The sequence below is a fragment of the Mycoplasma sp. P36-A1 genome (assembly GCF_049478495.1).
Taxonomy (GTDB): domain Bacteria; phylum Bacillota_I; class Bacilli_A; order JAJDGJ01; family JAJDGJ01; genus P36-A1.
In genome coordinates this window covers 1,104,129-1,127,862 of sequence record NZ_CP168083.1, presented here as the reverse complement: position 1 = coordinate 1,127,862, position 23,734 = coordinate 1,104,129, and the positions used below count along the sequence as shown (strand labels likewise).

The window sequence follows — 23,734 nt, the reverse complement described above, 5'->3', positions numbered from 1 at the left end:
AAGAGAACAGATGTTTGGTGAAAATCTGTAATTATATATAATGAAGCTCCTTTCTAGTATATTGTGAAAACAATACGTAAAACTGCGTTAAAGTTAAATTAAGAGCATTGAAGACAATGAATCAGGATGGTACCGCGAAGATATTTCGTTCCTGAATTTATTGTCTTTTTATATTATTTAAATACAGGAGGATATATATGAAATATCAAACAAGTGCTGAAATAAGAAAAATGTTTCTAGACTTTTTCAAAGAAAAGAATCATATGATAGAACCAGGAGCTCCTTTAATACCAAATAATGATCCATCATTACTTTGGATAAATTCAGGAGTAAGTGCATTAAAAAAATACTTTGATGGAAGTGTAACACTAGAAGTGCCTAGAATAGCAAATTCACAAAGATCATTAAGAACAAATGATATAGAAAATGTTGGTTTAACTGCAAGACATCATACAATGTTTGAAATGTTAGGTAATTTTTCAATAGGAGACTATTTTAAAAAAGAAGCAATCGCTTTTGCTTGGGAGTTTTTAACAAGTGAAAATTGGATTAATTTTGATATAGATAAATTATATGTAACAATATATACAGATGATGATGAAGCATATAAAATATGGCATGAAGAAATTGGTTTAGATGATTCAAGAATATTTAGATTAGAAGGAAACTTCTGGGAAATTGGAGCTGGACCATCAGGACCAAATTCGGAAATATTTTATGATAGAGGAATTGAATATGATCCAGAAAACATTGGAATAGAACTGCTTGCAAAAGATATGGACAATGATCGTTATATTGAAATATGGAATATCGTATTTTCACAATATAATGCAGTAGAAGGTGTTGATAGAAAAGACTATAAACAACTTCCACAAAAAAACATTGATACAGGAATGGGTCTAGAAAGATTAACTTCAATAGTACAACATGCTGAAACAAATTTTGAAACAGACTTGTTTATGCCAATAATAAAAGAAATTGAAATAATGTCAAATCAATCATATACAGGTGCTCACAAAAGAGCGTTTAAAGTAATTGCAGACCATATTAGAGCATTAACATTTGCTTTAGCAGATGGAGCAATGTTTTCAAATGAAGGTAGAGGATATGTCTTAAAAAGACTTTTAAGAAGAGCTTCTAGATTTGGTTTAGAACTTGGAATTAAAGATCCATTTTTATATAAATTAGTAGATGTTGTCACAACTACAATGGAAGATTACTATCCATATCTTAATGATAAAAAAGATTTAGTAAAAAAAGTAATTAAATTAGATGAAGAAAGATTTCAAAAAACACTATCTTCTGGATTGAAATTATATGAAGAAGTTAAACAAAATAGTAGTGATACAAAAATAATAAATGGTGAAGATGCTTTTAAATTATATGATACATATGGTTTTCCAATAGAATTAGTCTTAGAATTAAGTGAAGAATCATCATATGAAGTAGATATTGAAGGATTTAAAAAACATATGCTAAACCAACAAGAGATGGCAAGAGCAAGCTTTAAAGACTCTTCAAATATGAGTTCACAATCAGCTGATTTATTGGATTTTAAAAAACAATCAGACTTTATAGGATATTGTGCTAATAAAGTTCAATCAAAAATAATAGGATTGTTTCAAGATGGTGTATCAGTACAAGAATTAAAAGGTAGTGGAGAAATTATCTTTGATAAAACAGTGTTCTATGCTGAAAGTGGAGGACAAATATCAGATAAAGGAACAATAACAGTAGATAATAAAGTATTACAAGTTATCAAAGTTAGAAAAGCTCCTAATGGACAACATCTTCATTTAGTAGAAAAAGCAGATTTAAGTATTAATCAGGAATGTTTATTACAATTAGATATTGAATTTAGAAAATTAGTTCAAAGAAATCATACTGCTACACACTTATTACACCAAGCACTTAAAGATGTAGTTGGTAAACATGCAAATCAAGCAGGTTCATATGTAACTGAAGAATACTTAAGATTTGACTTTAGTCATTATGAAAAAATAAATAAAGAACAATTAACTGAAATTGAAAATATTGTTAACGAAGCTATATTTAGTGGAAGTAATGTTAGTATAGAAAGCATGAACATTCAAGATGCCAAAGATAAAGGTGCAATGGCTTTATTTTCAGATAAATACGATGATGAAGTTAGAGTAGTTGAAGTTGCAGGAATATCAATTGAGCTATGTGGAGGAACACATGTTTCATCAACAAGTGAAATAGGACTATTTAAAATAGAAAAAGAAGAATCAGTAGGTTCTGGAATAAGAAGAATAATTGCTAAAACATCAAAAGCAGCATATCAACTATTAAAAGATGAAGAAGATATATTGAATAATATAACTCATAAACTAGGTGAAAATGATTCTTTTAAAGCATTAAAAAAACTTGATAATTTATTACAAGAACAAAAACATAATAAACAAGAAATAACAATGTTAAAAGAACAGTTATTAAATGGAAATATGAACAATGATTCTTTAATTGAAAAAAACATAAATGGAATAAATTATATCATAAATAACTTAGCAACAGAGGATGTAAAAGACTTAAAAGCATATGTTGATAAAATTAAAAATGAAAAAGAAAACACTATTAGTGTAATATATTCTGATCTAGGTAAAAAACCATATGTTGTAGGTGTTACTAATGATTTAGTATTAAAAGGTAAGAAAGCTAAAGATATTGCACAAATAATTAACCAAGAATTCAATGGAAAAGGTGGCGGAAAGCCAGATATGGCTCAAGGCGGCGTATCAGAAAGCATAAATTGTGAGAAAATAATAGTTCTTTTTGAACAAATTTAGTTATTAATAGATATTTTATGTTAATTATAGTAAAATATTATTAGATAGGATGGTGGTAGTTTATGTCAAGCACAAATTACAAAGATGAACAAACAATGCTTTTTGATGCTTCTGAAATACAAGACCAAAGAGTTCGTAGTATTTTAGAACACGTAGTAAAAGCATTAGATGAAAAAGGTTATAATTCTATAAACCAAATAGTAGGTTACTTAATCTCAAATGACCCTGCTTATATTTCAAGTTATAACGATTCAAGAAAGATGATTCAAAAAGTTACTCGTGATGAAATAATCGAAGAACTAGTAAAATCATATCTAGGTAAATAATTATAGCAAAAATAAAAAGAATCATTGGATTAGACTTAGGAAGTAAAACTTGCGGGATTGCAGTATCAGATCCACTTGGATATACAGCACAAGGTTTGAAAACTATCCGCTTTGAAGAAGATTCATATAAAAAAGCTATAAGACTACTAAAAGAAGAACTTGCTAAATATGATATAGACAAGTTCATTTTAGGTAATCCTAAACATATGAATGGTGATTTATCAGAATCTTCACAACGATCAATCAATTTTAAAAAAAGACTTGAAGATAACTTTAAAGTAGAAGTTATTTTATGGGATGAAAGATTAACTAGTGTTATTGCAGACAACTTTATGATCTCAATAAACATGTCTAGAGAAAAAAGAAAACAATCAATTGATAAGCTAGCTGCAGTAAGTATACTGCAAGCTTATCTTGATTCAATTAAATAGGAGGAAAAATGATGAACACAGCAAATATTACAAACGATGAACAAGCAGAAATCATTACATTAATAGATGATGAGGGGAATGAAAAAGACTATGCAATCCTTTTTACATTTGAAAGCCCAGAAACAGAAAAAAGCTATGTTTTCTATTATGATGCAGATTTAGAAGATGCTGATGAAAATGAAGAAATAGAATTTGAAGTATATGTATCTTCATATGATGATGATAATAATATCTATCCAGTAACAGATGAAACTGAATTAGATATGATAGAAGAAGTATATAATACAATGGTAGATGAACAAGGATTAGGTATTGATGAGTAGTAGGAAGTTAAAAGTTTTTTTAATTTTTATCTTAGTAATCGTATCAGCAGCATTAACATCAGTTGTCTTATTTGTAACACCAGTAGATCAAGAAGATAAAACAACAAGTAACTTTTCAATAACTACTGGACAATCAACTGATGAAATATTAAATGATTTATTAGAAGATAATTTAATAAAAAATACTTTAGCAGCTAAACTATACATTAGAATAAGTAACAACTCCGATTTTAAAAGTGGAGTTTTTACCTTGTCTAAATCTTTAAGTATGCCTGAAATAATCCAAAAACTAAATACTCAAAGTATGACTGAAGAAGTAACAGTTACCTTTAATGAAGGTATAAGAGTAATAGATTATGCTAGCATAGCAAAAAAGAACCTAGGAATTGATGAAGAAGAGTTCAAAAAAGCTTGTAATGATACCACTTTTATAAATGAACTTAAATCAAAATATCAATTAATAAAAGATTATAAATTTAATGATAAAGAAATATATCAATTAGAAGGATTACTAGCACCCAACACTTACAATTTCTCAGTAGGTTCAGATGCTAAAACAGTAATAGATAGATTAGTTTCACAAAGCAATACAGTCTATTTGGAAGAAAAAGCTAAAATAGATAAAAGCCAATTTAACACTAATGAAATATATACACTAGCAAGTATAGTTGAATCTGAAGCTAAAACATATGAAGATAGACAACTTGTTGCTTCAATATTTGCTAATAGATTAGATAAAAAAATAACATTAGGAAGTGATGTTACTACTTATTATGGTTTACAACTAAACATGTCAGATAGAGACTTAACAGAAGCAGAACTAACTCAAGTAAATGGATACAATACAAGAGCAGACATGTTAGGTTTACCAATAGGACCAATTAACTCACCTTCACTAGAAGCAATAGATGCAGTGCTAACATATAAAGCTAACGATTATTTATATTTTGTAAGTGATAAAAATGGAAAAATATATGCTACAAAAACTTTAAGTGAACATGAAAATAAAATCCAAGAACTTAAAGATCAAGGATTATGGTTTACATATTAAAACAATAAGAGGAATACCTCTTTTTGTTTTTTTTTAAGTAAGCTAAGTGAAAGCACTATAAAAAGTTAACAATATGTTCTATAATATTAAAGTAAACTAAATAAAGTTTTAAGGAGCAATATAAAGTGATATTAGAAGAAATAGAAAAATATGCCAAAGAAAATTCCATACCTATAATACAAGAAGAAGGAAAAGAATTTTTATTAAACACAATTAAAGAAGAAAAAATCAAAAGTATTTTAGAAATAGGAAGTGCAATAGGCTACTCAGCTATTGTTATGGCAAACTTAGATAAAGACATTAACATAGATACCATTGAACGAGATGATAGCCGTTATCAAATAGCAGTAGAAAACATCAAAAATACCAAGTTAGAAAAACAAATAAAGCTAATAAAAACAGATGCTCTAACATTTGATATAACTAACTTAAAACATACTTATGATTTACTTTTTGTTGATGGAGCCAAAGCACAATCACAAAAATTCATCGAAAAATACGAAGAACTATTAAATAAAAATGCCATTATTTTAATAGACAACATTAATTTTCATGGATTTGCTAACGACACTAAAATTACAACCAACAGAAACACCAAACAATTAGTTAGAAAAATAAAAGAATTTAAAAAATGGATGCTAAACAACAACCAATACGATGCAAAGCTTTATGAAGTAGGCGATGGAATAATACTAGCAAGAAAGAAGTAGAGAAATGAAGACAAAATTACTAGCAGAATTTTCTAGTTTAGAACAAGCACTAAAACTAATAGAAAATAACATAGATGCTTTAGTTATAAATATAAAAGGGATATCATTAACAAAACAGTTTAACTTATACACAAACGAACTAATAATAATATGTGAAAAAGCAAAAGAAAAAAATGTAGAACTATTTGTTAATATAGATAGAATATATCACCAAAGTGATTTAATAGGCTTAAAAGTAATACTTAAAAAAATAAAAGAATACGGGATATCAAATATCATAATTACCGATGTAGGAGTTATAGAATATTGCAAGCATAATAATTTAGAGTTTAACTATTATAATGGTAACTCAATATTAAACACAAACTATGCAACAATGAATTACTTATCATTGTACTATCAAGGATATATCCTTTCTAATGAAATAAATATTAATGAAATAGCCAAAATACTAGAAAACAATAATAGTCAAAATATCGTACAAGTATTTGGAAAAGCAAGAACCTTCTATTCAAAAAGAAAGTTATTAACAAGCTATTTTGAATATACAGAACAAGAAGAAATAGATTTTAGTAAAAATAATAAAATAATCTTTGATGAAGAAAGTGAAAAAGATAATCGAACATATGTATATGAAGATGATTTTGGTACTTATGCATATACATATTACAACTTAGATGAAACATCATATTTAAAAAAATTACAAGATTTAAATTTACAATATGCATACATTAACAATATGTTTATTGAAGATAGCAATTATGAAAAAATAGTAATAGCCTTTAATAACTATTTTAAAGATAAAGTAACCTTAGAAAGATTACAAAAAGTTATAAAAGAAAATGCAAATAATCTTTCAACATCATTTTTTGAAGATAAGACAGTATATACCATAGAAGAAGCTAAATTATTAGAAAGGGGCTTATAATAGTGAAAAAACCAGAATTATTAGCACCTGCTGGAAATTTAGAAAAGCTAAAAATAGCAATATTATACGGAGCAAATGCAGTATATATTGGCGGAAAAGAATTTTCATTACGTTCAAATGCCTCAAACTTTGATATAGACGATATCAAAGAAGGTGTAATATTTGCTCATGCAAACAATGCAAGAGTATATGTAGTTGTAAATATTATATTTCATAATGATAATCTTGAGGGCTTAGCAGAATACCTAATTAAATTAGAAGAAATTGAAGTTGATGGTATAATTTGTGCCGATCCTTATGTAATAGATGTAGCAAAACAAAACACAACAAATATCGAAATTCATATATCAACTCAACAATCAATAGCTAATACATATGCAATAGAATTCTATGAAAAATTAGGAGCTAATAGAGTAGTACTAGCTCGTGAAATTGATAAAGAAGATTTATTAGACATAATGCATGAAACAGATGTTGAAATAGAATATTTTGTTCATGGAGCTATGTGTGTAGCCTATTCAGGAAGATGCATGCTATCAAATTATTATTCAAGAAGAGATAGCAATCGTGGTGGTTGTTCACAAAGTTGTCGCTGGAATTATAACCTATATTTAGATGATGAAGAAAAAACATCATTAACTAAAGAAGGTGTTCCATTTACAATGTCTAGTAAAGATTTGAATTTAAGTTATTCAATTCCAGAACTAATGGAAATGGGAGTAGACTCATTAAAAATAGAAGGACGTATGAAATCAATCTACTATTTAGCTACCATTGTTTCAACATATCGAAAATTAATAGATGACTATGCTGATAAAAAATACAATGTCGAAAATTATGATAGTTATCTAGAAGCTTTAAATAGTGCTGCAAATAGAGAAGTTTCAACTGGCTTTTATGAAGGTGCAATAGATAGTAGTAAACAATTATATGCAAACAGAGAAGAACATCCAACTAAAGAATTTATAGGTTATGTTTTAGACTATGATGAAAAGACTAAATTAGTAAAAGTAGAACAAAGAAATTATTTTGAAATTAATGACAAAGTTATATTATTTGGTCCTGATAAACAAAATATCAAGTTTAAAATAACTAAGATGTATGATGAACAAATGCAACCATTAGATATTGCAAGACATCCACAACAAATAATCTATATAGAACTAGAACAAAAAGTTGCTAAACACAGTATGATAAGAAAGGTAAAATAAAGATGGATAATAGACCACTACTAATTGGAATAGCTGGAGGAAGTGCTAGTGGAAAAACAAGCGTTTCTCAGTCTATATATAAACAATTTGCTAAGACAAATCGTGTATTTATTTTAAAGATGGATGATTATTACAATGATCAAAGTAATTTATTAATGGAAGATCGTATAAAACAAAACTATGACCATCCAATGGCATTTGATAATGAATTAATGATTGAACAAGTGCATAATCTAGTATTAAGAAAATCTATAAACAAACCTACATATGATTATACTAATCACACAAGATCAGATATAGTTGAAATAGTAGAACCAGCAGATGTAATTATTATTGAAGGATTGTTTGCATTAGAAAACGCTTGTTTAAGAGAATTATATGATTTAAAAGTATTTGTAGACACAGATGCAGATATTAGATTTATAAGAAGACTTAAAAGAGATGTAACTGAAAGAGGTCGTTCTTATGAATCAGTTATAAATCAATATATGGCAACAGCAAGACCAATGCATAATCAATTTGTTGAACCATCTAAAATGTATGCTGATATCATCATACCAGAAGGTGGAAGCAATCATGTTGCCATAGATTTAATAAATACAAAGGTGTCTAGTATTTTAACAGATTATTTGATATAATAATATAGATATAGTGAAATAGAGGTGCAAATAAATGGAAGAAAAAATATTACTAACCAAAGATGGAGTTACCAAATTAGAAGCAGAAAGAGATGAATTACTTAATGTCACAAGACCACAAGTAATTGAAGAATTACAAGCTGCTCGTGCACAAGGGGACTTAAGTGAAAATGCAGACTACGATGCTGCTCGTGATAAACAAGCACAATTAGAAGAAAGAATTAAACAACTTAATTACATGTTAGATCATTACACTTTAATAGATGAAACTAAAGGTGGAATATCAAAAGTATCATTAGGAGCTACAGTTACAATTTTAGACATGGATGATAATAAAGAAAAAGCCTACACAATTGTAGGATCAATAGAATCAGATCCAGATCAAAATAAAATTTCAAATGAAGCACCCTTATCAAAAAAGATTGATGGAAAAAAAGTAGGAGATACAGTAACAATTGATACTCCAGAACATACTTACAAAATTCAAATTTTAAAAATAGAACGTGGATTAAACTAATAAAACGACAATTATGTCGTTTTTTTTTAGGAATAAATAAATACAAAGCATAAATAATAATAGGTGATAAAATGAAATTAATCAAAATAATTACTATAATATTATTATGCGGATGTACTAATAATGATACAGTATCTCAAATAAGATATAGACAGCATAATTTACTTGTTATTGGAATATATGGAGAAGTAACAAATCCAGGTATTTATAATATCGAAAAAAATAAAAGCTTCAATGATTTAGTAATATTAGCAAGTGGCTATTCAAAAAATGCTATTAAACAACAAAATATTAAACTAACAAAAGATAATACATACTTTATAAATTCAAATAAAATAAAAGATAAAATAAATCTAAATACAGCAAGTTCAAAACAATTACAAAGCATCAAAGGAATTGGACCTGCAATGTCAAAAGCAATCATAGACTACAAAGTAGAAATTAACAATTATAAAATACTAATTCAATTATTAGAAGTAAAAGGAATAGGAGAAATAGTATTTTCAAAAATATATCATTATCTTTACATATAAACGAAATAATAATATATACAAGTATTCAATTTTTAAGTCTATTCTATACATACTACTATCAAACACAAGAATACATGCTAATTACATTACTAATAAATATATTTATAATATATAAAATAAAAAAACAATATGTATTAATAACAATAATCACGATATTTCTACTTATAATTACATCAATAAATATTAAAATTGACCCACCTAAATCAAGTAAATATCATGTAATAAAAGTAAATAATTATGATTATACAATTAAAAGTAAAGAAAGTACTATAATCTTAAAAACAAAAAAACAATTATTTATAAATGATGAAATTATAATAAAAGGTAATTATACAAAAATAAACAGTATTTCAAATTCAGGATTATTCAATTATAGTGAATATCTAAAAACTAAAAAAATTTTCTATGAAATCAGAACAGATGATATAACAATAGTAAAAAGTAATCAAAATAAAATGACAAAAACAAGTAGTCAAAATAAAGTAAATAGCTACTTTGATTATTTATATTTTGCAGATAAAACAAATATCGATAAAGAAATAGTAAAGAGTCTTTCAAGTTTAGGAATAATACATATATTTGTAGTTTCAGGTATGCACTTCAACACCTTTTATACAATTCTTAGTTACTTACTAATTTTTATTAAAAATCAAAAACTACATCAAATAATAATCTTTGTAATACTATTTTATTATTGTTACAAGTTAGAATTTCCAATACCAGCATTTAAAGCTTTATTTGTATTATTATTAAACAATATAAAATTAACCAAAAACCTATACAGCTTAACTAAAGCATTTTTATTTATTGTAGTCTTGATATTAGTAAATCCATATTTATTAATAGGAAATAGTTTTATTCTAAGTGGAGTTGCAACAATAGCTATAGAAGTGCTTAAGAAGTATCAAATAAAAAATAAACTATACCAAAACTTTGTAACAATGTTAATAATGATACCCATTATTTCAAATATGAATTATCATATATCAATATTTTCATTCATATTAAACTATCTATTTAGTTATTTCATAATAATAGTTTATCTAATAATTGCACTAGCAAAGATAATAGAACCAATACAAGAATATGTCATAATACTGATACAACAATTAGAAAAAGTATTAATAAACTTAAACGATTATAATTTTTTAATAAATAGTGGCTATTTAACTTTAACTAGCATACTAGGTTATTATGTATTATTAAACAGCTCATTAAAAAAGAAAAATTTAAGAATAAAACTAATATTCATCATCTATACCATTATACTATTATCAGGGATTAAACCATATTTAAAAATTACATACTTAAATATAGGACAAGGAGATACCATAATCATACAAGCACCATTTACTAAATGTGCTTTAATGATAGATCCTGGACAACCATATAAAGCTTCTACAATAAAAAACATTACATACCCATATTTACAATCACAAAGTATTTCTTGTATTGAAAAAATTGTTATTAGCCATGATGATTTAGATCATTCTGGTGGCTTAGAAGATTTAAAGAAACTTATAGAAGTAAAGAAAGTAGTCAGTAAGAAGCAAGAAATTATTAAATATGCTCAATATACATTTGTAGATGTTTTGCATAATGATAAATTTAAAGATAAGAATGCAAACTCTATAACTATGTATTCAAGAATGCACAACTATAACTTTATGTTTACAGGAGATATAGATGCTAAAGCAGAGGCAAAAATATACACTAAAGTAGTAAACTTACCAATCGACATATTAAAAGTAGCACACCATGGTTCTAAAACTAGTACAAGTAATGAATTTTTAAATCTAACTAAACCAGCATATGCAATTATTAGTTCAGGATTAAACAATAGATATAAACATCCTCATGAAACAGTAATTGATAGTCTAAACAAGCATAACATTAAAATATATAACACAGCATACAATGGAAATATTGATATTTATATGTTTTTTAAATGGAAATATATTAAAACATATAAATAAAAAAATACATAATTATAATATATTTAAATTAATTAACAATATTAAATGTCTTTCTATTCAATGATTGTTAAATTAACACAATAATAACATAACAAAGGTGTTCAAAGTGTTAAAAATTAGTTATAATACATAATGACAGTTTAAGTGTTACACATAGTGTAAACGAAAGTTGATACAAGGTTGTATAAAAACATTAATATCCTTTAATAAAAAAAATATTAATGTTATAATTATTATGGTGATATAAGATGATATATACAATACAAGCAAACGATGAAGTGTTAGGAAAAGAAGAACTTCAAAAAATACTAAATAAAGACAGTGTAAAATCTGACATGATGAACACAGTTGAATTTGACTGTGAAAATGCAGATATAGATAACATTATAGAATATTGTTATACTAGTCCTTTCTTTGCGCAAAGAAAAATAGCTATACTAAAAAATCCTATTTTCATGAGCACAGAAAAAAGTAAAAAGGATTACACAGAATTTGTTGAGAAATTAATAGAATATTCTAAAAAACAAAATGAATCTACAATAATGATTATATATGCAGTATATGATAAAGTAGATGCAAAGAAGAAAATAGTGAAGTATTTAAGAGATGAAACTAAATACACACTAGTTACAACACCCAATACAATGCAAATAAACGAGACTGTTAAACACATGGTAAATAAAAAAGGTGCTAAAATTTCTAATGAAGCAGTATCAATGTTGATTGAAAAAGTAGGTCCAGCTTTTCTAGACTTAGCAAGTGAAGTAGATAAGCTAACAACATTCAAACCAAAGGGTACAATTGAAAAACAAGATGTAATAGATTTTGCAACAGTAAATGTAGAATCAAATATATTTGATCTTTCAAATGCTATATTAGAAAAAAGCATTCCCAAATCAATTACATTATTTGAAGATTTGATTAAAAATGGTATGGAACCAATCGTTTTAACAAGTGTTCTAGCCAATCAATTTAGACTAGCTTTAGTATCTAAAAGCTATAAAAGAGAAGGAAAGAATAATGAAGAAATAGCAAAGATATTGAAAGTGCATCCTTATAGAATAAAACTAGCATCTAGACTTATGTTTAGTGATAAGGACTTAAAAAATATTTTGCTTAAATTAGCTGATTTAGATTATCATGTAAAAACTGGAAAAATAAACAAATTTCATGGAATGAAATTATTAATTTTAAGTATCTAATTTAACTAGGAGGAATTACAAATGCAATCGCTAAAAGAATTTTACAAAGAAGGACCAGGTCCTTCCTCATCCCACACAATGGGACCACAAAGAGCTGCAAAACAGTTTAAAGAAGAATTTCCAAATGCCAAGAAATTCATCGTAACATTATATGGTTCATTATCTTTAACAGGAAAAGGACATTTAACTGACTGGATAATTGAACAAACATTAACAGGTTACGAGCTAGAAATAATCTGGGAAGATAAATCATTACCAAGACATCCAAATGGGATGAAATTTGTAGCATTAGATGACAAAGGTGAAGTAATGGGAGAATGGACTGTTTACTCTGTAGGTGGAGGAACAATAGAAATTGCAGGACAAGGTGGACAAGGAAATGTTCCAAGTATATATCCACATAATACATTAGATGAGATATATAATTATATTAGAGAAAATAACATTACATTAGTTGATTACATCAAAGAAGTAGAAGGCGATGACATTTTAGAATTTATATCTGACATCTTAGATGCAATGATGAAAAACACAAATAGAGGTTTAGTAGCAGAAGGTTTAATACCTGGAAAATTAAAATTAGAAAGAGTAGGAAAAAGACTACTTGAACAAGCTAATAACACAACAGATTTAATCTTAAAAGATCGTTTATCATTACAAGCATATGCATATGCAATGTCAGAAGAAAATGCATCAGGTGGATTTGTAGTAACAGCACCAACATGTGGGGCTGCAGGAATAATACCTGCATTGTGGTATTATTATATGCATGATAAAAAAACTGATAGACAAACATTACTAGAAGGACTAGCAGTAGCAGGTCTATTTGGAAACTTAATAAAACAAAATGCAACTATATCAGGAGCAGAAGGTGGATGTCAAGCAGAGTGTGGAACAGCAACAGCAATGGGAGCTGCAGGAATGGCCTACATGGAAAAACTTGACTTAACTCAAATAGAGTATGCTGCAGAAAATGCCATAGAACATTTATTAGGACTTACATGTGATCCAGTATTTGGATATGTTCAAATACCTTGTATTGAAAGAAATGCACTTTGTGCACTTAGAGCAAGAGATTCATTAATGGTTGCAGCAACAGTTGGAGCAATTAAACTAGACTCAGTTTCATTTGATACAGTAGTTAGAACAATGAAAGAAACAGGACAAGATTTAAAAGTAGAATATCGTGAAACAGCCTTAGGTGGATTAGCAACAAACTACTTTAAGAACAATAAATTAGAAAAATAAATAATTATAAAATGGGGATAATTAAAGGAGGAATAATTATGGAAAAAATAGTACTATCAATAAACGTCAAAGAGCCAACTGAGCTCTTTGACGTTGTTGTTTCTAATGAGGAATTTATAAAAAAAGCATTTGCAAGTTACATGTTACCACAAGATATTAATCAAGATTCTTTAGCAATCTATTATTTAGATCAATTTGATGAAATAGTATCAATCAATGGTTTCAAAGCATTCTTCTTCAAAACAAGAAACTCTAAAACAATAAAAAACATGGTAAATAAGGCAATGCAGAAATTGCAATTAGATGAACATTTGCAAATTTATGAAAAATATCTAGATAGAATAAAAATATATGATAATGAAGATATCTATGATTTAGAAGGAAAAATGGATGTTTCATTTCATGATTTAGATTTAGAATATCGAGACTTAGATGAAGAAAATTTAGAAAACGTAAATGCTAGTTTTTTACTTAATCATATAGATACAGTGTTTTTTAATGATGCAGAACAAGATAAGTATATAACAGATTATGTAAAAACAATCAAAACAGCAGATATGAAAGAAAGAAGAATGGAAAAACTAGATTCACTTCCATCTTATTTAAAACATATAACACTAATATGTAGTGCTATGAATAAACAATTAGCACAAGTTAACGATGCATATTTTAAGATGTTTGACTTTAATAATAGATTAATAATAAGCTTTAGCACAACAGATAAAAAAGATTACTCATACATAGATTTAGGACAAGAACTAGTCTTGTGTAATAGATATGATGAAGAAATAAGAAGATATTCAAAAAAAGGATTAGGTGATTCATATGAATAAAGATAACTTAATGTTACAAAAAAATATAACAAGAGATTTCTTATTATTAGATCTATATAAAGAAGATCTAGTATTCTATTTTGCACCAAGTTCAGTATTTTTAAGTACAATTTCAACATCAATTATTTTAAATTTATATTTAAATGATAAAATCTCAATTAATTCAGAAACAAAAGATTTTAAAATAATAGATCAAACTAGTATAAGAACCTATAATAAAACAATGATGGAATATATCGAAAAAAATAAAATAACTAATTTACATAAATTAGCACAACAACTTTTTTTAGATACTGATTTTGTTATGGATTTATTTGAATATGTCATAAAAGAATTTGAAAAAGATGATATTATTGAAGTTAAATCAGAAAAAAGACTAGTTTTACATAAAAATATAGTAAAATTAAAAGACAAAGATTCTGTAAAAAAGGCATATCAAGGATTATATGAATCATTATTTTTAGATGATGAAGCAAATGAATTTGTTGCTTTAGCGTTATTAATAGATACATTTTATTCAGTGGATGATTATTTTTCTGAAGATGAACATGGTCAAATTAAAGAACGACTTAAAGAATTACAAGAAACACAGTTATACTCTGACATAAAAGTATTTAAAGATGTTATTGAGGATTTCTTTAGCCTAATAGCATCAAGAAACACTAATTACTTTGGTATATAATAATGAAAAAAATACTATTATTACTAACAGTATTCATACTATCAATTACGATTGTAGGGTGTTCACAAGATAATTCACTAGGGTATGAAACATTAAAAAATCAAGACCACATTATTAAAGAAATAGATTATAATCAACTAAAAGAAAAACAAGACAACAAAGAATCATTTTATCTAATGATAGGTAGACCAAGTTGTAGTCATTGTGTAGATACAATATTAGAATATTCTAACATTGCTAAAGAGCACAATATTAAAGAAGTATACTATTACTCATTTGAAGAAATAGCTCAAAAAACCATGAATAACCAAGCTCTTTCAGAAGATGAAAACAAACAGTATGACTATTTAAAAGAACAACTTAAATTTGAAGGTGCAACTCCAGCATTTTATTACATAAAAGAAGGCAAACTAGCACTTTCAACTGATGATATTGACACATCAAATCTAACTACATGGTCAGAAGTGTTGAACAAATTCTTTGATGAAACAATTAAGTAACCAAAAAACCAATTAATTTTGGTTTTTTTTAAGCCTTAAGGTATATAAACACATTATATACAAATCTATGTTCTATTATTAAATTAGTAATATGTCTAAATAGAACATTAAACTTAGTAATTTGTATATAGTTGTAAAATGAAACTAATAATAATATTAATTTTATAATTATTATATGATTTTGAAAATAAAATATAAAAAAGTTTATTTTATTAACTGATATTGCAAATATAAACAATTGTATAATATATTTTCACATTTTACTTTTTTACATAAAAAGCAAATTAATAAGTTATTTTTAATAAACTTAAGCTAAAATTTACTGATTATTACTAAATTTATATTATTAGTCAAAAAACATAAAATATGCTTTTTTTCGTTTAATTATAGTCATTATACTTAAACTGTGATAATATAATAATATAGAATTAATATAAATAGAGAATAACTAATAGATAATTTTATACTTGTTCAAATAAATGTTTTTTATGACTGAATAAAGTATATTTTATGTGCAATATTAACTATATGAAATCTAGTTTATATTTGCTATAATTAATGAAGAGGTGAAGCAAGATGAAATTAAGCGATTTGAAACGCGGAGAATCCGCAAAAATACTTTGTATTAACTTGGAAGAAAGAGCAGTTAGAAGATTAGTATCTGTTGGCTTTTCATATGGTAATACAATTTTATTTGAAAGAAATGCCCCATTAGGAGACCCACAACAATATTATGTTGCTGGTAACTATATTGCTATAAGAAAAAAAGATGCACAACGAATAGAGGTAGAGAAATAATGAAGAAAGTAGTTTTTTTAGGAAATCCAAACGTCGGTAAATCGGCTTTAATAAATGCCATTAGTGGTTCTAAAATAAAAGTAGGAAACTGGCCCGGTGTTACAATAGAAAAAAATCATGCTAATTATACATATAATAATGAAGAAATTAGTTTAATAGATTTACCAGGAGCATATCAATTAGATAATGTTTCAACTGAAGAAAGAATTACATCTGAAGTATTATTAGAAGGAGATTATGATTTAATAATCAATGTACTTGATACTACAAATTTAGAACGTAATTTATATATGACTTTATTAGCTAGAGAACTACAAAAGCCAATGTTAATTCTTTTAAACTTTGAAGATCAAATAACTAAAAAGGGTGTAGTAATAGATACTGTAAAATTACAAAGATATTTACAAGCACCTATTATTAGAACAAGTGCTATGAAAGCTACTGGAATAGATGCTGTTAAAGACTTTATTGCTAATTTTGATCCAAATGAAAAAGTTAAATATAATATCTATTACAGTTCTGAAATTGATATTGCAGTAAATAGAGTACAGGAAATATTAACAGAAGATAATATTAAAGCTCCATCATATGGCTTAAGTTATTTATCATATCGTTTATTTGAAAAGAATGCTACATTCACTAATGCTGTTCCTGAAAGTACATTAGTTAAAATAAATGAAACTTTAAACTCTGATAAAGATATTTCTTTACAATCGTCTAATTATAATCAACTTCAACAAAAACGTTATGATCAAATACATAAAGTGTTAAAAGAAGTAGTCGATAATAAAGGAGTATCAAGATATAACATTACTAGAAAAATAGATAATATAGTTTTAAATAAATGGTTAGGATTACCAATATTATTACTATTTACAATTTATTTTTTATCACTTATATTTAATGTTGCCAATCCTTTTGTTGATTGGATAGATGGATTTATAGGTGGCTATGTTACTTATTATGTTGGATTATTAGTTGCCGGTGCACCAGATTGGTTCCAATCAATGATTTTAGATGGAATCATAGGTGGAATAGGTGGGGTATTAGTCTTTACGCCTCTAATGTACTTTATTTACTTATTAATGGGTATATTAGAAGAAAGTGGAATAATGTCTCGTATTGCTTTTTTAATGGACCGAATAATGACATCTTTTGGGTTAAATGGTAAATCATTTATTTCAATGGTAATTGGTTTTGGTTGTACAGTACCAGCAATAACATCAACCAAAGCATTAGAAACAGAAGCAGCAAGAAAGAAAACAGCCTTAATGTTACCATTTATAAGTTGTGGTGCAAGATTACCAGTGTACGCACTATTTGCTACAACTTTCTTTTCAAGAAGTGTCGGACTTGTAGTAGCTAGTTTATATGTACTAGGTATAGTTGTTGCAGTAATAATTGGACTATTAATGAAAGCATTTCATATTTATGATTCAGAAGAACAAGATGCTTTTACAATTGAATTACCTCCATACAGAATTCCAGAAAGAAGAATATTATTCAAAAATGTTAACAGTAGAATTGCAGGATTCTTAAGAAAAGTTACAACTTTAATAATGGCAGTATTATTCATAGTATGGGCTGCAAACTACTTTCCAACAGGAGAAGCTAAAGATAGCTATCTAACAAAAGCAACACATATAATTAAACCAATATTTGCTCCAACAGGATTTGGAGATTCAGATATTGCTATTGCAGCATTACCAACTTCAATAGCAGCAAAAGAAGCTGTAGTTGGTACAATTAAAGCATTAGCAGCAGAAGATCTTGCAGCTGATGAAGAAGAAGTAGAAGGAGTACCAGAAGAAGCAACAATAAGCTATCAAGCAATTGCGCTTAAAGATGCAGCAGTATCAAGTGTTAAATCAATCTTCTTGCCAGATGTTGCAGGATTATTTGCAGCACCAACAGATGATGAAGAAGTAGAAGATACTGTAAATGCCGCTAATCATATGTTTACTGGTGAAAATGCACCATTAAAAGCCTATTCATACATGGTATTCATATTATTATTATTACCATGTGTAGTAGCCATTGCTACTATTAAAAAAGAATTTGGTTGGAAATTTATGTGGCAAGTTGTTGCAGTTACTCTAATAGTTCCTTATATTGTTTCAACAATAGTCTTTCAACTAGGTAACATCTTATTTTATTAATTTAATCTTGAAACAGTACAATTTTATTTGTACTGTTTTTTTTTAGAAATTTTAATATTAAAGTATTATTGTATAATTATCGATAGAAAATAAATAAATAATTCAATAAGTTTTATAGAAGTATAATATTAATTAATAATCGAAGATAAGCTTTTATATATGCTACTTATAGAAGTATAAATAGATAATAATAATATAGTGAAAGCGCTTGCTCTTCAAAAAAAAATATGTTAAACTTTAGGTGTAAAACCGGTTTCAAGAAAGAGGTGCATTATGAGTAATATTAATGATGTTGCAAAAAAAGCAAAAGTTAGTAAAGCTACAGTTTCTAGATACATTAATAACAAATCTGTTAGTAGTGAACTATCTAATAGAATAGAGAAAGCTATTTCTGAGTTGAATTTTACTCCAAACAAAATTGCTCAAGGATTATCGACTCAGCAAAGTGCACTTATTGGATTAATAGTACCAGATTTATTAAATCCATTTTTTAATGAATTAGTAAATAAGATAGAAGAGTATGCTCAAGATTGTGGCATAAACTGTCTGATCTTTTCATCAAAAGGCTCAATTCATAAAGAAAAAGAATCTTTACAAATTGCCTCATTATTTAAAGTAAAAGGAGTAATTTTAATCACAAATGATAATAACATTGATTTAAGTAATTATAATATACCTATTGTTGCTTTAGATAGAAAAGTAGAAAGTGCTTTAAAAAATGTAATAATTGACAATGAACAAGTTGGAAAAAAAGTTGCTGATTATTTGTACGAACAAAATTCTACTTATATACTGTATCTAGAAGGAGACCCTTCTTTAGATACAACAATATTAAGAAGAGAAGGTTTTATCAAAAGAGCTTTAAAATATAATTTAAAGTATGATATAGTCTCAACATCTTATGACAATTTAAAACAAGTAGATCAAGATGTAAAAAAAATAGATAATAAAGATAAATATGATGGAATATATATGGGTAATGAAACGATAGCCTTTTCTGTTATAAATAGTGGATTAAAAAAAGAAATACCTAAGATAACTATTGATAAGACTTATTTAAATGATTATTTATTAGATGAAGTATATACAATAGTTCAACCAATAAATCAATTAGCTAAAGTTTCTTTTGAAAAGTTAATTAATTGGGATGAAAATAAAGAAACAATAATCTTAGAATAATAGGAGATAAATATGTCAAAAGTACTAGTAATAGGAAGTTCAAACATAGATATAGTATACAACGTTGATAGATTGCCTAAATTAGGCGAAACAATTGCAGGTAGTAATATCAATAAACTACCTGGTGGAAAGGGCTTAAATCAAGCTGTTGCAGCAAGTAGGGTTTTTAATAATACATACTTTCTTGGCTGCTTTGGTAATGAAAGCTCAAAAGCTTTTTTTAAAGACATTTTAGATAAAGAAAATTTAAATATTGAAAATGTAAAGCAAGGCAATTTAGAAGCTGGAACTGCCATAATTACAGTGTGTGATAATGATAATACAATAATAGTAATTCCAAGTGCTAATAATGAAGTTGATATAGACTATATTATTAAAAATATTTCTTTATTTGAAAAAGATACAATAGTAGTTTTACAAAATGAGATAAAACAGGAAGTAAATGAGTTTATAATTAACTACTGTTATGAAAATAATATTAAGACAATTTATAATCCAGCACCTGCTCGTAAAATAAACCTTGATTTAATAGATAAAGTAACATATTTTACACCAAATGAAACAGAAGCAGAATTTATATTTGAAAATATGAATTACAATCAAATAATTGAAAAATATCCAAATAAAGTAATTATCACTATAGGTAAAGATGGAGTTATGTATTATGATAAAGAGCTAATAAATATTAAACCATCTAAAGTAAAAGTAGTGGATACCACTGGAGCAGGAGATACTTTAAATGGAATTCTAGCTGCATGTATTGCAGAAAATATAAATTTGAATACAGCTCTTGAAATTGCAGTTAAAGGAGCTACTAAATCAGTTACTAAATTTGGAGCTCAAGGTGGAATGCCATATAGAAAGGATCAACAAGATGAAAAAACATGGGATTTTGAATAGAGAAATTAATTCTGTTTTAGGTTGTTTAGGGCATACAGATCAAATAACAATTGCTGATTGTGGACTTCCTTTTCCAGATGGAGTTAAAGTTATTGATTTAACTCTTAAAATTGGAACACCTAGCTTTTTAGAAGTACTAGAGTTGATAAATGATGAGATGAAAATAGAAAAAATTATTTATGCTAAAGAAATTGAAGATCACAATCATATAATACATAAAGAAATAAATAAGAAGTTTACTAATATTGAAGTTATTAGTCATGAACAATTAAAAAAACAAACAGCAAAATCTAAAGTAATAATTAGAACAGGTGAAGCAACACCATATGCCAATATCATATTACAAAGTGGGGTGATTTTTTAATGAAAGTAGAATTTAAACATATTGAAAAGTCATTCAATAAAGTACATGTTTTAAAAGATGTTAATTTAGTAATTGATGGACAAGTACAAGCCATTATGGGTGAAAATGGGGCTGGTAAATCAACTCTTATGAAAATACTTACTGGTGTTTATCAACCAACTTCTGGAGAGATATTTATAGATGGAGTACAAAAACATTATAAACATCCAAAAGAAGCTGAAAAAGATGGTATTGTTTTTATACATCAAGAGTTGACTATTTTACCAGAAATGAGTGTTACTGAAAATATCTTTTTAAATAAAGAGTATAAAAAAGGCTTTATAGTAGATAGTAAAAAAATGAATGCTGAGGCTAAAACCTTATTGGAAAGTTTAGGATCAAATATTGATGTAACTAAAAGAGCGGGCTCATATTCAGTAGGACAACAACAAATAATTGAAATTGCAAAAGCTATAAGAGAAGATGCTAAACTATTGATAATGGATGAACCTACAGCAGCATTATCAGAAAAAGAATGCGAAAAATTATTTAAAATAATAAATGATTTAAAAGATAAAGGAATTACAATTGTATACATATCTCATAGAATGGAAGAAGTCTTTTTATTATCAGATAAAATATCAGTTTTAAGAGATGGAATGTTCATTGCTACAATGCCAACTAAAGAAACAAGTTTTAATGAAGTAATAAAACTAATGGTTGGTCGAGAATTAAAAGATATATTTCCTAAAAAGCCAATGTATAGTGAAAAAGTAATTTTAAAAGTTGATAACATTTCTAAAAAGAATCATTATCATAATATAAGTTTTGAATTGCATGAAGGTGAAATATTAGGAATTGCTGGTTTAATGGGAGCAGGTAGAACAGAAATAATGCATGGTATTTTTGGTAGTCAACCTGTAGATTCAGGTAGTATATACATGAATAATCATAAACTAAAAAATAATATTGAAAATAGTATCAAGCATAAAATAGCTTTCATTACAGAAGATCGAAAATCTGAAGGAATAATTACTAGCTTTGATATAAAAAATAATATACCATTAACTAATTTAGAATCTATATCAAATAATAGTATTATTTCATTAAAAAAAGAAAAAGCAATCTCTGATGAATTTATGGAAAAATTACATATAAAAGCATCAGGAATAAACCATAAATTAGAAAAAATGAGTGGTGGTAATCAACAAAAAGTTGTAATATCAAAATGGCTTAATATTCATCCTAAAGTATTAATTATGGATGAACCTACAAGAGGTGTTGATATTGGTGCTAAAAAAGAAATATATGATATTATGACAGACTTATGTGAACAAAAAAATAATGCCATTATTTTAGTATCAAGTGAACTTGGAGAAGTTATTGGAATGTCAGATAGAATACTAGTATTGCGTGAAGGTGAAATGATGGGGATTTTAGATAAAAAAGATGCAACCCAAGAAAATATCATGACACTTGCAACAGGAGGAAGCATATAATGTTAAAAAAAATAGATTTTAGTAAATACACGGCACTTATAGCCTTTATAATCTTATTTGTAGCGTTATCATTGTTATCAAAAGATTTCTTAACAAGTGATAATTTATTACAAGTTTTAAGACAAATTGCAGTAAATGGATTAATAGCTGGAGGAATGACCTTTGTCATTTTAACAGGTGGAATAGATTTATCAGTAGGATCAATATTAGGCTTTAGTGCAATGAGTACTGTTATCATAATTAACTCTGGTATTCCTTCAACAATAGCTATTATCTTAGGAATGATTATCGGTGGAGTAATTGGAATGTTCAATGGATTCTTAGTAGCAAAAGCTAAACTACAACCATTTATTGTAACATTAGCTTCAATGACAATTATGCGTGGTGCCACTTTAGTAATATCAAAAAGTATGCCAATAACAGCATCACCTGATGCTACTTTATTTAGAGCAATAGGTAATTCGTGGTTTTTAGGAATACCTCTACCAGTAATTATCTTAGTAATTGTTTTTATATTATTATGGTTCTTATTAGAAAAGACTACTTTTGGGAAAAAAGTATATAGTATTGGTGGAAATGAAGAAGTTGCAAGACTTTCAGGAATTAAAACAGATCGAGTAATAATTGCAATTTATGCAATAGTTGGCGTTGCTTGTGCACTAGCAGGAGTAATTTTAGCATCAAGACTAAATTCAGCACAACCACAACTAGGTAGTGGCTATGAATTAGATGCCATTGCAGCAGTAGTTATAGGTGGAACATCACTTTCAGGTGGTAAAGGTAAAATATCAGGAACAGTAATCGGAGTATTATTAATTGGAGTTTTAAGTAATGGTTTAAACTTATTAGGGGTACAATCAGATTATCAACAAATAGTAAAGGGGGCGGTTATTTTATTAGCAGTATTGGTTGATAGAATAAAAAAAGATTAAAATATATT

The 23,734-nt window shown here is 26.8% G+C and carries 24 protein-coding genes and 1 other annotated feature (1 of these 25 running past the window's edge); all 24 genes read left to right on the top strand.

The genetic code is table 4. The features are described 5' to 3' along the window. Nucleotides 1-156 (top strand) — a binding site (T-box leader) (it extends 44 nt beyond the left edge of the window). Between the two features lie 41 nt (nucleotides 157-197). The 24 genes from alaS (at nucleotide 198) to ACD762_RS05275 (ending at nucleotide 23,726) form a co-directional block, all read left to right on the top strand. Beyond that, nucleotides 198-2,807, top strand: a complete 2,610-nt coding sequence (gene alaS, locus ACD762_RS05390; protein WP_423362967.1) for an alanine--tRNA ligase — start codon at nucleotides 198-200, stop codon at nucleotides 2,805-2,807. Between the two features lie 62 nt (nucleotides 2,808-2,869). Beyond that, complete coding sequence (locus ACD762_RS05385; RefSeq protein ID WP_423362966.1) at nucleotides 2,870-3,133, top strand: IreB family regulatory phosphoprotein; 264 nt, start codon at nucleotides 2,870-2,872, stop codon at nucleotides 3,131-3,133. Further along, a complete protein-coding gene (ruvX, locus tag ACD762_RS05380; protein WP_423364713.1) occupies nucleotides 3,130-3,564 on the top strand; it encodes a Holliday junction resolvase RuvX in 435 nt (144 codons plus the stop codon). The genes ACD762_RS05385 and ruvX overlap by 4 nt, the downstream gene beginning before the upstream one ends. A gap of 11 nt (nucleotides 3,565-3,575) precedes the next feature. After that, nucleotides 3,576-3,887: a DUF1292 domain-containing protein gene (locus ACD762_RS05375; RefSeq protein ID WP_423362965.1), complete on the top strand. Its 312-nt coding sequence runs from the start codon at nucleotides 3,576-3,578 to the stop codon at nucleotides 3,885-3,887. Further along, complete coding sequence (mltG, locus tag ACD762_RS05370) at nucleotides 3,880-4,938, top strand: endolytic transglycosylase MltG (protein WP_423362964.1); 1,059 nt, start codon at nucleotides 3,880-3,882, stop codon at nucleotides 4,936-4,938. Before ACD762_RS05375 ends, mltG begins: the two co-directional genes overlap by 8 nt. Nucleotides 4,939-5,063: 125 nt before the next feature. Further along, on the top strand, nucleotides 5,064-5,648 hold the full coding sequence (locus ACD762_RS05365) for an O-methyltransferase (protein ID WP_423362963.1): 585 nt from the start codon (nucleotides 5,064-5,066) through the stop codon (nucleotides 5,646-5,648). 4 nt (nucleotides 5,649-5,652) lie between these two features. Further along, entirely contained in the window at nucleotides 5,653-6,576 is a 924-nt protein-coding gene (locus ACD762_RS05360) for a U32 family peptidase (protein ID WP_423362962.1), read from the top strand. Nucleotides 6,577-6,578: 2 nt separating this feature from the next. Beyond that, entirely contained in the window at nucleotides 6,579-7,787 is a 1,209-nt protein-coding gene (locus tag ACD762_RS05355; RefSeq protein WP_423362961.1) for a peptidase U32 family protein, read from the top strand. Nucleotides 7,788-7,789: 2 nt separating this feature from the next. Next, nucleotides 7,790-8,425: a uridine kinase gene (udk, locus tag ACD762_RS05350; RefSeq protein ID WP_423362960.1), complete on the top strand. Its 636-nt coding sequence runs from the start codon at nucleotides 7,790-7,792 to the stop codon at nucleotides 8,423-8,425. Between the two features lie 34 nt (nucleotides 8,426-8,459). Continuing rightward, a complete protein-coding gene (gene greA, locus ACD762_RS05345; RefSeq protein ID WP_423362959.1) occupies nucleotides 8,460-8,942 on the top strand; it encodes a transcription elongation factor GreA in 483 nt (160 codons plus the stop codon). 71 nt (nucleotides 8,943-9,013) lie between these two features. Further along, nucleotides 9,014-9,475: a helix-hairpin-helix domain-containing protein gene (locus tag ACD762_RS05340; protein WP_423362958.1), complete on the top strand. Its 462-nt coding sequence runs from the start codon at nucleotides 9,014-9,016 to the stop codon at nucleotides 9,473-9,475. A 74-nt stretch (nucleotides 9,476-9,549) separates the two neighbouring features. Beyond that, nucleotides 9,550-11,451, top strand: coding sequence for a ComEC/Rec2 family competence protein (locus ACD762_RS05335; protein WP_423362957.1), 1,902 nt, complete (start codon nucleotides 9,550-9,552; stop codon nucleotides 11,449-11,451). A gap of 248 nt (nucleotides 11,452-11,699) precedes the next feature. Continuing rightward, a complete protein-coding gene (gene holA / locus ACD762_RS05330) occupies nucleotides 11,700-12,653 on the top strand; it encodes a DNA polymerase III subunit delta (protein ID WP_423362955.1) in 954 nt (317 codons plus the stop codon). A 21-nt stretch (nucleotides 12,654-12,674) separates the two neighbouring features. After that, the gene (locus ACD762_RS05325) at nucleotides 12,675-13,901 is read left to right on the top strand and encodes an L-serine ammonia-lyase, iron-sulfur-dependent, subunit alpha (RefSeq protein WP_423362953.1); all 1,227 of its coding nucleotides are present in this window, start codon (nucleotides 12,675-12,677) and stop codon (nucleotides 13,899-13,901) included. A gap of 38 nt (nucleotides 13,902-13,939) precedes the next feature. Continuing rightward, nucleotides 13,940-14,734, top strand: coding sequence for a DMP19 family protein (locus ACD762_RS05320; protein WP_423362951.1), 795 nt, complete (start codon nucleotides 13,940-13,942; stop codon nucleotides 14,732-14,734). Next, a complete protein-coding gene (locus ACD762_RS05315) occupies nucleotides 14,727-15,416 on the top strand; it encodes a hypothetical protein (protein WP_423362949.1) in 690 nt (229 codons plus the stop codon). Before ACD762_RS05320 ends, ACD762_RS05315 begins: the two co-directional genes overlap by 8 nt. A gap of 2 nt (nucleotides 15,417-15,418) precedes the next feature. Then, nucleotides 15,419-15,916: a hypothetical protein gene (locus ACD762_RS05310; protein WP_423362947.1), complete on the top strand. Its 498-nt coding sequence runs from the start codon at nucleotides 15,419-15,421 to the stop codon at nucleotides 15,914-15,916. A gap of 576 nt (nucleotides 15,917-16,492) precedes the next feature. Further along, a complete protein-coding gene (locus tag ACD762_RS05305; protein WP_423362945.1) occupies nucleotides 16,493-16,714 on the top strand; it encodes a FeoA family protein in 222 nt (73 codons plus the stop codon). Then, entirely contained in the window at nucleotides 16,714-18,873 is a 2,160-nt protein-coding gene (feoB, locus tag ACD762_RS05300; RefSeq protein ID WP_423362943.1) for a ferrous iron transport protein B, read from the top strand. Before ACD762_RS05305 ends, feoB begins: the two co-directional genes overlap by 1 nt. A gap of 273 nt (nucleotides 18,874-19,146) precedes the next feature. Then, nucleotides 19,147-20,052, top strand: a complete 906-nt coding sequence (locus ACD762_RS05295; protein ID WP_423362941.1) for a LacI family DNA-binding transcriptional regulator — start codon at nucleotides 19,147-19,149, stop codon at nucleotides 20,050-20,052. A 12-nt stretch (nucleotides 20,053-20,064) separates the two neighbouring features. After that, nucleotides 20,065-20,952: a ribokinase gene (locus tag ACD762_RS05290; protein WP_423362940.1), complete on the top strand. Its 888-nt coding sequence runs from the start codon at nucleotides 20,065-20,067 to the stop codon at nucleotides 20,950-20,952. Beyond that, nucleotides 20,927-21,316, top strand: coding sequence for a D-ribose pyranase (rbsD, locus tag ACD762_RS05285; RefSeq protein ID WP_423362938.1), 390 nt, complete (start codon nucleotides 20,927-20,929; stop codon nucleotides 21,314-21,316). Before ACD762_RS05290 ends, rbsD begins: the two co-directional genes overlap by 26 nt. Further along, nucleotides 21,316-22,794, top strand: a complete 1,479-nt coding sequence (locus ACD762_RS05280) for a sugar ABC transporter ATP-binding protein (RefSeq protein ID WP_423362936.1) — start codon at nucleotides 21,316-21,318, stop codon at nucleotides 22,792-22,794. The genes rbsD and ACD762_RS05280 overlap by 1 nt, the downstream gene beginning before the upstream one ends. Continuing rightward, on the top strand, nucleotides 22,794-23,726 hold the full coding sequence (locus ACD762_RS05275; RefSeq protein ID WP_423362934.1) for an ABC transporter permease: 933 nt from the start codon (nucleotides 22,794-22,796) through the stop codon (nucleotides 23,724-23,726). The genes ACD762_RS05280 and ACD762_RS05275 overlap by 1 nt, the downstream gene beginning before the upstream one ends. The last annotated feature ends 8 nt before the right edge of the window (nucleotides 23,727-23,734 follow it).